Source organism: Pseudomonas sp. PP3, assembly GCF_905336995.1.
In the GTDB taxonomy this organism is placed as follows: domain Bacteria; phylum Pseudomonadota; class Gammaproteobacteria; order Pseudomonadales; family Pseudomonadaceae; genus Aquipseudomonas; species Aquipseudomonas reinekei.
Window position 1 is genome coordinate 5,941,158 of sequence record NZ_HG995459.1, and the last position, 13,954, is coordinate 5,955,111.

The following is a 13,954-nucleotide window of genomic DNA, read 5'->3' on the forward strand; positions in this document are numbered from 1 at the left end:
GGACGTACGCCAGCTTTGCGGGGGCAAAAGGGAGGTCATTGTACACACCGACACGGAGGCTCACAAATTTGACGACGAAATGTCGCAAATCTATGTCGCATTTGTGAAAGGTTTAAAGCGATATGCTGTGCTAGTCAAAACTTTTTTAATTCTGACCGCAACGACTCAAAGACTACTATGACGCAGACACCACAAGGCACGCGGCCTGTAGAGGCGGCATGCCGTGCAGAAATTTTGAGGTGCTTGGAGAGGCGGCCTGGGTAAGGCCGCCGAATCTTCAGCGAGTTGTTGCCAGTTCCTGTTGGACGCTGGCGACAGTGCGAGGCCAAGGTTTACCAGCCTGAACCTTCGCTGGCAAGGCCTTGATGGCGGAAACGGCCGCATCGCGGTTGCTGAAACTGCCGTAGGTGATGACGTAAAGCGGTTTGCCGTTCAGTACTTTCTTGAAGTAGCGGTACTCGCCGCCCTGCTCCTTGACGAAGTTTTGCGCAGCCGCTTCGGAGCTGGTGCCGAGGATCTGCACCACGTAGTTACCCGGTGCCTGACCGGCATACCAGGTACCACCGGCAGCCTTGGTGGCGGCGGCTGGTTTCTCCGCAGGCTTGGCGGTGGCAACGGCCGGTTTGGCGGGTGCCGGGGCTGGCTTGGCCGCAGGGGCTGTAACCGGCGCAGGCTTGGCGGTAGCGACTTGAGTCGGTGCCGGGACCGGCTTGGCCGCCGGGGTCGGCGCAGGGCCGGCCGGAACGCCCGCTGGCGGTGCGGTGGTGGTGACGGTCGGCGGAGTCTCGCTGGAGCCCTCAAGCGGTACGCCATCGTCGCCTTCAGTGATACCACCGGCCGCTTCGGCCAGAGGACCACGCATGACCGGCTGAGAGTTACCGACCAACGGCAGTGGCATCGGCTGCGTGTTACCGGCGAATTCGACGGCTGGCGCACCACCGTTCGCCTGAGGTGCACCCTGGCCGAGCGGCAATTGCGCCTGTTCGTTGGCCGGAGCACCTGTGGTCGGTGCTTTGCTGCGACCCGGTATCAACCAGGCGGCGGCTACCGCGACCACGACGACGGCGGAAATCGCCAATACGTGTTTCTTCGGCATATTGAACCCCATACTTGGACGCTTCACCGCTGAGCGGCTGGCAATCATGGCTTCGATCATTGCATCGCGGGCAACCTGGTTGATATTGCCAGGCCAACCCTCGGAGCTTTCGTGAATATCAGAGATCTGATCCGCGGTGAAAAGTTCGATACCCCGACCTGCACCCTCGAGGCGCTGGTCCAGGTATTCGCGGGTTTCTTCTTCGGTGTAAGGCTGCAGCTCGATGACGTGGAAGCGCTCTTCCTCGAGGCTCAATTGCTCGAGCTGGGCAATCATCGACGACTCGCCGAACAGGAACACATGCGGGCGACCTTCCGGCGCACCGGCACCCAGCGCCATCAACGCTTCGAGCGCGGATTCGTCGAGCTGCTCGGCGTCATCCACCAGCAGATAGACCTCCTGGCCGGTGAGCGCCAGTTGCACCACCTGAGCCAGGATCGCGCCGATCTCGGCCTGGGCAACGTCCAGCGCCTGGGCGACCTGACGCAGCACACCCGCCGAGTCGCCGGCGCCACGGGCGGAAACCACCACGCTCTGCACCGACTGTTTATTGGTGCTGGCCACCAAAGCCTGACGCAGCAGGGTTTTGCCACTGCCCTGTGGGCCCGTGACTACCAGCAGCAACTGGCTGTAACGCGCCAGGTGATGCAACTGCCCCAGCACGGGTTTGCGCTGGGCCGGGAAAAACTTGAAGCCAGGCACCCGTGGAGCAAAAGGGTCATGACTCAACTGGTAATGGCCGAGGAAAGCCTCGTCGGCATGCAAACTAGTCATCGCGTTCTTATTAACCTTTAAGCTGAGCCAGGGCGCGGTAATCCGCTCCCAGCGTGGCCTGTAGAACCTCTTTCGGATAATCGTCGGTCACCACTGCTTCGCCCATGTGGCGCAGCAGCACCAGGCGCAAACGACCGTCGATCACTTTTTTATCAATTGCCATATGCTCGAGGAAATCGGCTTCGGTCATCTCTTCAGGCGGGATGACCGGCAACCCGGCGCGCTGGAACAGCCGGATGCCGCGATCGCGCTCCTGCTCGCTGATCCAGCCCAGGCGCGCGGACATCTCAAGAGCCATTACGGTGCCAGTAGCCACGGCTTCACCGTGAAGCCAGACACCATAGCCCATGTGGGTTTCGATGGCATGACCGAAGGTGTGACCGAGGTTGAGCGTGGCTCGCACACCGGTCTCTTTTTCGTCGGCACCGACCACCGCAGCCTTGGCCGCGCAGGAACGTTCGATGGCGTAAGTCAGGGCCTGTTGATCCAGGTTGCGCAGGCGATCGACGTTGTCTTCGAGCCAGGTCAGGAACGGCTCGTCGCAGATCAGCCCGTACTTGATGACTTCAGCCAGGCCGGCAGACAGTTCCCGGGCCGGCAGGGTATTGAGGGAAGCGGTGTCGATCAGCACGACATTCGGCTGATAAAAGGCGCCAACCATGTTCTTGCCCAACGGATGGTTAATCCCGGTCTTGCCGCCCACGGAAGAGTCGACTTGCGACAACAGCGTGGTCGGGACCTGAATGAAATCAACACCGCGCTGGTAACAAGCGGCAGCAAAACCGGCCATGTCACCAATAACGCCGCCGCCAAGGGCAATCACGGTGGTGCGGCGATCGTGCCGGGCGGTCAGCAGGCCGTCGAAGATCAGTTGCAGGGTTTCCCATGTCTTGAAGGCTTCGCCATCGGGCAACACCACGGAAATCACCGAGAACTGCGCCAGACTGCGGGTCAGACGTTCGAGATAGAGCGGCGCAACGGTTTCGTTGGAGATGATCGCCACTTGCCGTCCGCGAATATGCGGGGCCAGCAGCTCAGGCTGATCCAACAAACCTTCGCCAATGTGAATCGGGTAGCTGCGCTCGCCTAGATCGACCTTGAGTGTCTGCATGTGTCCCCACAGTGAAGATGGAATCAGGCGTCCTGCCTTGAATTAACGAATGTCCACGGCCTCAGCTGGTGTGACGCCGTGCGGTAGCCAGCCGCCACAACCGTGTGCGGTCATGGCGGGACGCCGAGGATAGCGCATTTCGTGCGGCGCTTTAACGGGGCGGCAGCTGCTGCAGGCGTTCCAGAATATCGAGCACGACCATTCGCGGTGGCCGCTCATCGGTTTCCACCACCAGATCGGCGATTTCCCGATAAAGCGGATCGCGGATCGCCAGCAGATCCCGAAGGGTCTTGGCCGGATCGGCGGTGCGAAGCAAGGGACGATTGCGGTCGCGAGAGGTGCGCCCGACCTGCTGCTCGACGGAAGCATGCAGATAGACCACGCGACCGCCGGCGTGCAGTGCCCGACGATTGGCTTCGCGCATGACAGCGCCACCACCGGTCGCCAGCACCACGCCGTCGAAATCGCACAGCTCGGCAATCATGGCCTGCTCGCGATCACGAAAGCCCGGTTCGCCTTCCTTATCGAAGATCCATGGGATATTGGCGCCCGTGCGTAATTCAATTTCCTTATCGGAATCTTTGAATGGCAAGCGCAGCTCTTTGGCCAGCAACCGGCCGATGGTGCTTTTTCCAGCGCCCATCGGTCCTACAAGAATCAAATTTCGCACAGAATCAACGACTCACAGCAATCGCCTGGTTATTCATGATACGCGGAGTGAGAAACACCAACAGCTCGGATTTTTTCTCCGAAACCACGTCACGCCGGAAAAGGCGGCCAAGATACGGCACATCGCCAAGAAATGGCACCTTATCTACAACCTTGCTCTGAGTATTTGAGAAAACACCACCAATGACGATGGTCTCGCCATCGTTGACCAGGACTTTGGCGTTGACTTCGTTTTTCTTGATCGGCGGCACATCCTGGACCTTGTTCAGGTAGTCCGGCTCGTCCTTGGTGACCTTCACCTCCATGATGATCCGGTTGTCCGGCGTGATTTGCGGGGTGACCTCCAGCGACAGCGAAGCCTCCTTGAACGATACGGACGTGGCGCCGCTGGAGCTGGCTTCCTGATAGGGAATCTCGGTGCCCTTGAGAATCTTCGCCGTTTCCTTGTCGGACGTGACCACCTTGGGTTGCGAGACGATTTCGCCGTTACCGGTTTTCTCCATGGCGGTCAGCTCAAGGTCCAGCAAGACATTGTCAGTGATGAAGGCAATGCCGATTCCCGAGGTATTGTTGACTGCCCCCAGGTCGACGAACGGTGAATTGGTGCTGGTGCTGCCCGGCGTGCCGATGGTCGATGACGCATTGGCACCGTTGCTGACGCCGGAGGTATTCCAGTTGCCCTTGTTCTGGATCGAGCCCCCCCAGCGCACGCCCAGGCTTTTGTCGTAATCGACGTTGGCTTCGACGATGCGCGCCTCGATCATTACTTGCCGCACCGGGATATCCAGTTGCGCCACGATCCGACGCAGCTCGTCGAGTCGGTCCTGGGTCTGGTAGGCGATGATGTTGTTAGTGCGCTCATCGACAGTGATCGAACCCCGTTCGTCGATTTTCGCCTCGGCACTGGTCACCGACTGGAACAGCTTGGCGATATCGGCCGCCTTGGCATAGTTGACCTGAAGCAGCTCGCGACGCAGCGGCGCGAGTTCGGCGATTTGCTTCTGCGACTCCAGTTCCTGGCGTTCACGAGCGGCAATTTCATCGGCAGGCGCCACCAACAGGACATTGCCGATTTTGCGCTTGTCCAGGCCCTTGGTTTTCAGCACCAGATCCAGTGCCTGGTCCCAGGGGACGTTTTGCAGGCGCAGGGTAATGCCGCCTTGCACCGTGTCGCTGGCCACCAGATTGAGGTTGGTAAAATCGGCGATCAATTGCAGCACCGAGCGCACATCGATGTCCTGGAAGTTCAGCGAGAGCTTTTCACCGCTATAGGCGTAGCGGTCGGCGTTACGTTTTTGCAGGTCGTCGGCGGTCATCGGGCGGATGCTGACGGTCAGCTTGTTATCGGTCTGGTAGGTCGAATAATCGAAGGCCCCGCTGGGCTCGATGGTGATAGTGGCTCTGTCGCCGGTGGCATTGGCATTGACGAACTGCACCGGCGTGGCGAAATCCTTGACGTCCAGGCGCACTCGCAATGGCTCGGGCAAACGGGTCCTGGCGAAACCGAGAATGATCTTGCCCTCGCGCTCCTGGATGTCGGGCGCAATGGAAGGATCCGACAAATCGATTACCACATTGCCTTCACCCTGAGTGCCCCGCTGGAAGTCCACGCCGCGGATGGCCTTGCCTGCCGACGCAACCGGGCGCACCGGAGACTTGGCCGGAATGGCGGTGACGATCGGTCGCGATACGGCGCTTTTGCCACCCTGCCCGACCACGACGAACAGGTTGTTGCCTTCGACGCGCGTGCTGTACGGCGTCAGCTGGGTCAGATTAATGATCAGCCGCGTACGGTCCTTGGCCTCGACCACTGTTGCGCTGCGGGCGTTGCCGGCGCCCAGATCACGGGTCTTGCTGGTCAACTGGCTGATCACGCCAGGCAGATCGATTGCGATCCGCGCGGGTGACTCCGTGGTGTAACCATTGGGCGACGGCGGTGGCTCATCGAACCCCAACTTCAACTCGACGCGGTCGCCTGGCAGCGCTGCAACATCCAGCGCCTTGAGATTGGCCGCTTGTACCATCGGCGACAGCAACGCTATCCATAGCGACATTCCGAGGGTGGAGAAAATCCTGTTCATTTTTCGAGTTCCACTATGAGTGCTCTTTCAAAGGGATGGTCCGCGGCCTTTCCAGCCAGTCCCCTTCGCCATCCGGGACGATTTCGACCACGTCGACCTGGGCGCTGCTGATGGCGACTATTCGCCCGTCGTTACGCCCCAGGTAATCGCCGACCTTCAGCCGATGCACCCCGCCGGCCCCGCGCAACAGCGCAAAGGAGCCCGCCGCATTGGAAATCGTGCCGACCATTTCAAACTGCTCGATATTGAAACCCTCGAGGTACTGCTTGACCCGGTTCGGGTCTGGCTTGACGTTACGCGACCCATGTTTCTGACCGGCCAGGTCGATTCTGACCTGCCGGGAAAACGGGCTGCGCAGGTTCGCCGCGTTGTAGGTGAATGTCGGGTAAGACCGGAATGTCGGCGTTGGTTCAATCTTTCCCGGCGCCCGCAGGCGCATTTCGTTCATGTAGGCGTCCAGATCACTGAAGTCTTCACCACCACCACAACCGGCCAGGACGACCAGCAAGAGCGCTACGGTAAATCCACGAATAAGGCTCATTGACGCAGCCCTTTATCGTTGTAGCGATAGGTCTTGGCCAGGATGCTCATGCGCAGTTTCGGCCCGCCGTCAGGGTTGACTGGCGACAGGTCGAAATCATGCAGGGTGACGATGCGCGGCAGCCCGGCCACGCCGCTGACGAACGTCGCGAGGTCGTGATAGGCGCCGGTGACGGTAATCTGTATTGGTAATTCGATGTAGAACGGCTGGGTCACCTCCGGCAGCAGTTTGATTTCCTCAAACTCCAGACCACTGCCCAGACCGGTGCGGGTGATGTCTTCCAGCAGCCCGGGCACTTCGGTATCGCTGGGCAATTGCCGCAGCAGCACACCAAAGGAGTTTTCCATCTCTTTCATCTGTTGTGTGTAAAGCTCGAGGTTCGCCGCCATGTGCGCCCTGGTGGCGAACTGCGCTTTGAGGGTCGACTCTTCTTCGCGTTTGAGATCCAGCTGGGTCTCTAGCTCGCTGGTGGAAAAGCTGTAGCCCAGCGACAGCACCAGCACCATCAGCAGCACAGCCACCAGCACCTTGATCGCGGGTGGCCAGGAACCGATGTTGTTGGTGTCCAGTTCATTGATGTCGATCTTGCGCAGCCCTTCGAACCACTGGGACGGACTCATTTTCCGCCCTCCACGGCAGCAGGCTGCGTCTGTCGCACGCTCAACTGAAAGACGTTGGCTTGATCCAGTTGACCAGCGGTGGTCGCTTTCACTTCGGTCAGACTGGGGGCATCGAACCAATCGGACGCATCCAGATTTCGCATCAGGTCGGAAACACGATTGTTCGATTCTGCCGCACCGCTGATCGACAAGGTCTTGCCTGACATTTTGACTTCGGTGAAATAGACCCCGTCCGGCAAAGTACGCGCGAGTTGATCAAAAATCCGCCCACTGATCGGCCGGTTGCCTTGCAGGTCCTGGATGATGCGCATGCGCTCGACCAATTGCTGACGACGAGCCTTGAGCTCACTGATCTGCTTGATCCGCTCATCGACCACGACGATCTGTTTGCCGATGTAATCATTGCGCGCCACTTGCCGCTCAATGGCGCTGTTGATCGCCTGATTGGCGATCAATACCGCGCCTGTCGACCCCACCAGCACGCCAACCAGAATCAGTAGAAAGCGTTTGCGGCGTTGTTCACGCAGCTCTTCGCGCCAAGGTAAAAGATTGATCCGTGCCATCAGTCGAAACTCCTGAGGGCCAGCCCGCAGGCGATCATCATGGCCGGGGCATCGCTGGTCAGGGCCGCGGCGTTGACCTTGCTGCTCAGGGTCATCTCGAAAAACGGATTGGCGACCAGTGTCGGCGTACCCAACTGCTGCTCGATCAATCGATCCAGCCCGGAAACCGAAGCGGTGCCGCCGGCCAAAAGAATCTGATCGACTGAGTGGTACTGACCGGACGCGAAGAAAAACTGCAACGAACGGGACACCTGCTGTACCAGCGCCTCGCGAAACGGCTGCAACACCTCGCGCACGTAATCGTCCGGCAGGCCGCCCTGCTTCTTCGCCAGCCCCGCCTGTTCGACAGTCAGGCCGTATCGACGCTGGATCTCTTCGGTCAGTTGCCGCCCTCCGAACAGTTGTTCGCGGGTGTAGATGATCCGCCCGTTGAACAGCACGCTCAGGGTGGTCATGGTCGCACCGATGTCGACCACCGCCACCAGACGTTCCTTCGACGCCGCCAGCTGACTGGCCAGCAAACCGAATGAACGCTCCAGGGCATAGGCCTCCACGTCGACCACCCGTGCGGTCAGCCCGGCCAGGGTCAATACCGCTTCGCGAACCTCGACGTTTTCCTTGCGACAGGCGGCGAGCAGCACGTTGACCCGCTCGGGGTTGCGCGCTGACGCCCCCTGGACTTCGAAATCGATGGCGACTTCATCCAGCGGATAAGGGATGTACTGATCGGCCTCGATCTTGAGCTGGCTTTCCATCTCGTCATCGGAAAGCCCCGCATCCATCTCGATGGTCTTGGTGATCACCGCCGAACCGGAAACGGCCACGGCGACGTTCTTGACGCTGGTCCTGGCCTTGACCAGCACGCGGGAAAGGGCCTGGCCCACGCCTTCGAGCTCAGCGATGTTTTTCTCGATCACCGCGCTGGCAGGCAGTGGCTCGACCGCATAGGCCTCGACCCGATAACGGTCGCCCTGACGGCTCAGCTCCAGAAGTTTCACCGATGTGGAGCTGATGTCGATCCCTAGAAGCGTATTGGCTTTTTTGTTGAAGAGTCCTGGCACTAGCAATTCCCTATGACTATCCGTGAGTTACGGACTCTGTAATATGTGTTGCGTTCCCTCCGCCCGTCTTGACAGCAGCCGCCAATGACGCCTGCACCGGAAAAATGCTTATAATGCCCAGCGTTTTTTTCCGCTTTTTCTCAAGCGCGGGTCGTTCGCCTTTAGCCTGAACCCTGATGCCTAATTCATTCTTTGCCCTGGATATCCAAAAGCCTTGATTCGTCTGCTGAAATTTTTCGGTTGGTCCATCGTCGCGGTTTTCTGCGGACTGCTTCTGGGTCTGAGCGGGGCGTTTCTTTACCTTAGCCCCGGATTGCCGTCCGTGGAGGCTCTGAGAAGCATTCAGTTGCAGATTCCATTGCGGGTCTACAGCAGCGACAACAAGTTGATCGCAGAATTTGGCGAAATGCGCCGCACACCGATCAGGTTCGCCGACATTCCCCCCAATTTCATTAATGCGTTACTAAGTGCTGAAGACGACAATTTCGCCAACCATTACGGCGTCGACCCGAGCAGCCTGATGCGTGCGGCCACCCAATTGGTCAAGAGCGGCCACATTCAGTCCGGTGGCAGCACCATCACCATGCAGGTGGCGAAGAACTTCTTCCTCACCAGCGAACGCAGCTTCTCGCGCAAAACCACTGAGATTCTCCTGGCCTTGCAGATCGAACGTCAGTTGACCAAGGACGAAATCCTTGAGCTGTACGTCAACAAGATCTACCTGGGCAACCGCGCCTACGGTATCGAGGCTGCGGCGCAGGTGTATTACGGCAAGTCGATTCGTGACGTCAGCCTGGCGCAAATGGCGATGATTGCCGGCCTGCCAAAAGCCCCGTCGCGCTTCAACCCGCTGGCCAACCCGGCTCGCAGCAAGGAACGTCGCGACTGGATCCTGGGGCGCATGTACAAGCTGGGCAAAATCAGCGAAGCCGATTACACCACCGCGATCAACGAGCCGCTGAACGCCAGCTATCACGTACCGACTCCGGAAGTGAACGCCCCTTACATCGCCGAGATGGCCCGTGCCGAAATGGTCGGCCGCTATGGCAGCGACGCCTACACCGAAGGTTTCCGCGTCACCACTACCGTGCCGAGCAACCTTCAGGAAATGGCCAACACCGCCCTCCACGAAGGCCTGATGACCTACGACCAGCGTCACGGCTATCGCGGCCCTGAATCCCGCCTGCCGGGCAAGACCCGCGAGGCGTGGGCCACCGAACTGACCAAGCAGCGCACCATCAGCAGCCTTGAGCCGGCCATCGTGACCCAGGTCGACAAGACCGGTCTGCAGGTGCTGACCCGCACCGGACAGGAACACGTCAACTGGGAAACCATGAAATGGGCTCGCCCGTTCCTGAACACCAACAGCATGGGCCCCAATCCGAAACAGCCGTCGGATGTCGCTCAGGTCGGCGACCTGATTCGCGTCCAGCGCCAACCGGACGACTCGCTCAAGTTCAGCCAGATTCCACAGGCCCAGGGCGCGCTGGTGTCCCTTGATCCGCAGAACGGCGCCATCCGCTCGCTGGTGGGTGGTTTTGCCTTTGAGCAGAGCAACTACAACCGTGCATTGCAGGCCAAGCGCCAGCCGGGTTCGAGCTTCAAGCCATTCGTTTACAGTGCTGCGCTGGATAACGGATATACCGCCGCCAGCCTGGTGAACGATGCGCCGATCGTGTTCGTCGACGAGTACCTGGACAAGGTCTGGCGTCCGAAGAACGACACCAACACCTTCCTTGGCCCGATCCGTTTGCGTGAAGCGCTGTACAAGTCGCGCAACCTGGTGTCGATCCGCCTGCTGCAAGCGATGGGCGTCGGCAAGACCATCGACTACATCACTCGCTTCGGCTTCAACAAGCAGGACCTGCCGCCCAACCTGTCCCTGGCACTGGGCACCGCGACCCTGACGCCGATGGAGATCGCGACCGGCTGGAGCGCCTTCGCCAACGGTGGCTACAAGATCACTCCGTACATCATCGACAAGATCGAAAGCCGCAACGGCGACACGCTTTTCGTCGCCAATCCGCCGAGCGTGCCGAAGGGCGGCGCGGCCACCGACGGTATCGCCGCGCCAGTCGCCGAGGCCTTTACAGTCAACGCCACCCCGAGCGACACGCTGAACGCGCAACCGGCGACACAATCACCGGCCGTGGCTGAACGCATCGTTGATGGGCGCACGACCTACATCCTCAACAGCATGCTTGAGGATGTGATCAAACTCGGCACCGGCCGTCGCGCCCTGGCCCTGGGCCGTGGCGACCTCGCGGGCAAAACCGGTACCACCAACGAATCCAAGGACGCTTGGTTCTCCGGTTACAACGCCGATTACGTGACGACCGTCTGGACCGGCTTCGACCAGCCTGAAAGCCTGGGCCGCAAGGAGTTCGGCGGCACCGTCGCCCTGCCGATCTGGATGAATTACATGGGCGCCGCGCTCAAAGACCTGCCGCCCCACACGCAGGCAGAGCCCGAAGGCATCCTGAGCCTGCGTGTAGACCCGATCAGCGGCCGCGCTGCCACTCCGAGCACGCCAGGGGCCTATTTCGAACTGTTCAAGGCCGAGGACACGCCACCATCGGTGAACGAGCTGGGTAACGGCAACGCGCCGGGCAGCCCGCTGCCGGCAGATGAAGCGGCGCCGATCGATTTGTTCTGATCGCAGCCACATTGAAAAGCCCCGCCTTCGAGAGAAGCGCGGGGCTTTTTTACATCTGCCGTTTTGCATTGATTGAACCGGCCTCTTCGCCGGCACGCCAACGCCTACAGTTGACCGCATTCCCCTGTGGGAGCTGGCTTGCCAGCGGTGGCCCCTAGAGGCAACACAAAACCCTCAGGCATAAAAAAGCCCCGACTCATGACGAGCCGGGGCTTTCGGTTGAAGCGTTACAGCGGCTTAGCCGTTGAACACGTCATCCACGCTTTTCAGCGGGTAGTTCTTCGGATACGGCAGGGTCGCCACACCGGTCTCGATGGCGGCTTTCGCCACGGCATCGGAGATCAGGGTGATCAGGCGGGCATCCATTGGCTTCGGAATGATGTACTCACGACCGAATTCCAGTTTGATGCCGCCGTAGGCGTCGCACACTTCCTGAGGCACTGGCAGCTTGGCCAGTTCGCGCAGGGCGTTGGCTGCAGCCACTTTCATTTCTTCGTTGATGCGCTTGGCGCGAACGTCCAGGGCACCGCGGAAGATGAACGGGAAGCCCAGCACGTTGTTGACCTGGTTCGGGTAGTCCGAACGGCCGGTGGCCATGATCACGTCGTTACGGGTGGCGTGCGCCAGTTCCGGGGAGATTTCCGGATCAGGGTTCGAGCAAGCGAACACGATCGGGTTAGGCGCCATGGACAACAGGCCTTCAGCGCTCAGCAGGTTCGGACCGGACAGGCCGACAAACACGTCTGCGCCTTCCAGAGCGTCTGCCAGGGTGCGTTTTTCGGTCGCGTGAGCGAAAACAGCCTTGTACTGGTTCAGGTCGTCACGTCCGGAGTGGATCACGCCGGTACGGTCGATCATGTAGATGTTTTCGATGTTGGCGCCCATGCTCACCAGCAATTTCATGCAGGAGATGGCGGCAGCGCCGGCGCCCAGGCAGACGATCTTGGCTTCCGGCAGGGTTTTGCCGGCGATTTCCAGGGCGTTGATCATGCCGGCTGCGGTTACGATCGCGGTGCCGTGCTGGTCATCGTGGAATACCGGGATGTCGCACTGTTCGATCAGCGCGCGCTCGATCTCAAAGCACTCAGGTGCCTTGATGTCTTCCAGGTTGATGCCACCGAAGGTGATGGAGATGCGCTTGACGGTGTCGATGAAGGCTTGCGGGCTTTCGGAGTCGACTTCGATGTCGAAAACGTCGATGCCGGCGAAGCGCTTGAACAGCACGCCTTTACCTTCCATCACTGGCTTGGAAGCCAATGGGCCGAGGTTACCCAGGCCCAGAATCGCGGTGCCATCGGAAATGACTGCAACCAGGTTGCCTTTGCCGGTGTATTTGTAGGCCAGTTCAGGATCGCGGGCGATTTCGCGTACTGGTTCGGCTACGCCGGGGCTGTAGGCCAGCGACAGGTCGCGGGCGGTAGCGGTGGCCTTGGTGAGCTCGACACTCAGCTTTCCTGGACGAGGATTGGCGTGATATTCGAGAGCGGCAGTTTTCAGATCAGACATTTTGGCATTCCGCTTTTACTGTGGGACAGACTGGTCAGCGAGGATACGCGCCTCACAAATTCCCCACAAGACTGACCGGTCACCCCTGTCAAGCGCCCGGCTCTACGATTTTGGGCCAAGAGCCGCGGAACACAAGGGATAGACTGTTCACAATCGACAGAAAAAATGTCTACAATTTTTTCTTACGGCGTCACCTGAAGCATCGCCGGGTCGGTCAATGGCAGCATCCATCGCGCCTGACCTTGTTTGAGTCCGCCACGGCGCGAGCGATCCAGCACCCACCCGCGAGCCTCGACCTGCTTGCCTTTGAGGTCTTCCAGCGAAGTCACATCGAATTGGCTCAGCACATTGGGTGCAACGCGCAGTACAACCGAGTCCTGCAACTCGATCCAAACCCCGCCACGATTGCGTTGAACCTTGCTCACACGGCCGCTGAGCAGAGCAAAACCGGAGGCACTGATCTGATCCGCTTTCAGTACAGGTGACTGGCGCCACACACCCAGCCCGGCCTGGCGGGCGCTGCGTTCCGCCGCCTGCTGACAGCTGACCAGGTCGACATTCGGCCCGACCGCCACCAAAAACCCAAGGCCTTCGGCAAGCATTTGCGCTTCGAGGCTGGCGCCGTCGGCACCATAGACATGGGCCAGCATGCGGCCATAGCGGTCTTTGCTTTCCTTACCGGGTTGCAGGCTGACCCGCCCGTCGCTTGCCGCCACCAAAGCTTCCAGACGTTTGCGCGCAGTCACGGCAAACGGTTCGTCGGAACGACCTTTCTTGCCCAACTCCGGCGTATTCAAGCCGATCATGCGCACATTGCGACCATCGCTCAGACGTAGCGTGTCGCCGTCGACCACCCGCTGCACCGTGGCGGAGGCCAGGCCGGCCGGCGCGGGGCAGAAGGCCTGGGCAGCGGAAAGCCAAATCGCAGACACAAAAAAGGCGCCCGCAAGGGACGCCTTTTTCATCAGCATGGAAAAACCGCAACGGCTTCCCAAGTTGATCGGCCTTAGGCCTTTTTCGCGCCGAAAGCACCGAAACGGTCTGCGAAGCGCTGAACGCGGCCGCCAGTGTCCAGAGTCTTTTGCTTACCGGTGTAGAACGGGTGGCATTCGTTGCAAACGTCGATCGCCAGGGCTTTGCCGAAGGTCGAACGAGTTTCGAACTTGTTGCCGCAGCTGCAGGTAACAGCTACTTCTGGGTATTCTGGATGGATATCAGCTTTCATGATGTCTTCCTCGGGCTAGCGTGCCGCCACCCAACACTATTGTTGAATACC

At 59.9% G+C, this 13,954-nt stretch carries 12 protein-coding genes; 1 reads left to right on the top strand and 11 read right to left on the bottom strand.

Annotated elements, in window-relative coordinates:
* Positions 1–277: 277 nt before the first annotated feature.
* The 8 genes from KHO07_RS26885 to KHO07_RS26920 all read right to left on the bottom strand — a co-directional run bounded on the left by KHO07_RS26885 (position 278) and on the right by KHO07_RS26920 (position 8,516).
* On the bottom strand, positions 278–1,870 hold the full coding sequence (locus KHO07_RS26885) for an AAA family ATPase (RefSeq protein WP_150735558.1): 1,593 nt from the start codon (positions 1,868–1,870) through the stop codon (positions 278–280).
* 10 nt (positions 1,871–1,880) lie between these two features.
* Positions 1,881–2,981, bottom strand: coding sequence for a 3-dehydroquinate synthase (aroB, locus tag KHO07_RS26890; protein ID WP_075947241.1), 1,101 nt, complete (start codon positions 2,979–2,981; stop codon positions 1,881–1,883).
* A gap of 151 nt (positions 2,982–3,132) precedes the next feature.
* The gene (gene aroK / locus KHO07_RS26895) at positions 3,133–3,651 is read right to left on the bottom strand and encodes a shikimate kinase AroK (RefSeq protein WP_150735557.1); all 519 of its coding nucleotides are present in this window, start codon (positions 3,649–3,651) and stop codon (positions 3,133–3,135) included.
* 4 nt (positions 3,652–3,655) lie between these two features.
* Positions 3,656–5,731, bottom strand: a complete 2,076-nt coding sequence (pilQ, locus tag KHO07_RS26900; protein WP_150735556.1) for a type IV pilus secretin PilQ — start codon at positions 5,729–5,731, stop codon at positions 3,656–3,658.
* Between the two features lie 13 nt (positions 5,732–5,744).
* Entirely contained in the window at positions 5,745–6,272 is a 528-nt protein-coding gene (locus KHO07_RS26905; RefSeq protein ID WP_212625988.1) for a pilus assembly protein PilP, read from the bottom strand.
* Positions 6,269–6,892, bottom strand: a complete 624-nt coding sequence (pilO, locus tag KHO07_RS26910) for a type 4a pilus biogenesis protein PilO (RefSeq protein ID WP_212625989.1) — start codon at positions 6,890–6,892, stop codon at positions 6,269–6,271. The genes KHO07_RS26905 and pilO overlap by 4 nt, the downstream gene beginning before the upstream one ends.
* The gene (locus tag KHO07_RS26915) at positions 6,889–7,455 is read right to left on the bottom strand and encodes a PilN domain-containing protein (RefSeq protein ID WP_150735553.1); all 567 of its coding nucleotides are present in this window, start codon (positions 7,453–7,455) and stop codon (positions 6,889–6,891) included. Before KHO07_RS26915 ends, pilO begins: the two co-directional genes overlap by 4 nt.
* Positions 7,455–8,516: a pilus assembly protein PilM gene (locus KHO07_RS26920; RefSeq protein ID WP_150735552.1), complete on the bottom strand. Its 1,062-nt coding sequence runs from the start codon at positions 8,514–8,516 to the stop codon at positions 7,455–7,457. Before KHO07_RS26920 ends, KHO07_RS26915 begins: the two co-directional genes overlap by 1 nt.
* Before the next feature lie 214 nt (positions 8,517–8,730).
* Here KHO07_RS26920 and KHO07_RS26925 point away from each other — a divergent pair, with 214 nt between their 5' ends.
* Positions 8,731–11,172 carry a penicillin-binding protein 1A gene (locus KHO07_RS26925; RefSeq protein ID WP_212625990.1) on the top strand — a complete coding sequence of 814 codons (2,442 nt, stop codon included), beginning with the start codon at positions 8,731–8,733 and terminating at the stop codon, positions 11,170–11,172.
* Between the two features lie 237 nt (positions 11,173–11,409).
* Here the strand turns inward: KHO07_RS26925 and KHO07_RS26930 are convergent, their stop codons facing one another.
* From KHO07_RS26930 to rpmE, 3 genes are all read right to left on the bottom strand, one after another.
* Positions 11,410–12,678, bottom strand: coding sequence for a malic enzyme-like NAD(P)-binding protein (locus KHO07_RS26930; RefSeq protein ID WP_150735550.1), 1,269 nt, complete (start codon positions 12,676–12,678; stop codon positions 11,410–11,412).
* Positions 12,679–12,860: 182 nt separating this feature from the next.
* A complete protein-coding gene (locus KHO07_RS26935) occupies positions 12,861–13,649 on the bottom strand; it encodes a thermonuclease family protein (protein ID WP_150735549.1) in 789 nt (262 codons plus the stop codon).
* Positions 13,650–13,684: 35 nt separating this feature from the next.
* The gene (rpmE, locus tag KHO07_RS26940) at positions 13,685–13,903 is read right to left on the bottom strand and encodes a 50S ribosomal protein L31 (RefSeq protein WP_150703410.1); all 219 of its coding nucleotides are present in this window, start codon (positions 13,901–13,903) and stop codon (positions 13,685–13,687) included.
* Between the last annotated feature and the right edge of the window lie 51 nt (positions 13,904–13,954).

What these genes read in the sequence shown, in the direction of transcription:
- pilO (WP_212625989.1), bottom strand. Translation starts at nt 6,892, where the DNA reads ATGAGTCCGTCCCAGTGGTTCGAAGGGCTGCGCAAGATCGACATCAAT.
- pilQ (WP_150735556.1), bottom strand. Translation starts at nt 5,731, where the DNA reads ATGAACAGGATTTTCTCCACCCTCGGAATGTCGCTATGGATAGCGTTG.
- KHO07_RS26930 (WP_150735550.1), bottom strand. Translation starts at nt 12,678, where the DNA reads ATGTCTGATCTGAAAACTGCCGCTCTCGAATATCACGCCAATCCTCGT.
- KHO07_RS26905 (WP_212625988.1), bottom strand. Translation starts at nt 6,272, where the DNA reads ATGAGCCTTATTCGTGGATTTACCGTAGCGCTCTTGCTGGTCGTCCTG.
- aroB (WP_075947241.1), bottom strand. Translation starts at nt 2,981, where the DNA reads ATGCAGACACTCAAGGTCGATCTAGGCGAGCGCAGCTACCCGATTCAC.
- KHO07_RS26935 (WP_150735549.1), bottom strand. Translation starts at nt 13,649, where the DNA reads ATGCTGATGAAAAAGGCGTCCCTTGCGGGCGCCTTTTTTGTGTCTGCG.
- KHO07_RS26885 (WP_150735558.1), bottom strand. Translation starts at nt 1,870, where the DNA reads ATGACTAGTTTGCATGCCGACGAGGCTTTCCTCGGCCATTACCAGTTG.
- KHO07_RS26915 (WP_150735553.1), bottom strand. Translation starts at nt 7,455, where the DNA reads ATGGCACGGATCAATCTTTTACCTTGGCGCGAAGAGCTGCGTGAACAA.
- rpmE (WP_150703410.1), bottom strand. Translation starts at nt 13,903, where the DNA reads ATGAAAGCTGATATCCATCCAGAATACCCAGAAGTAGCTGTTACCTGC.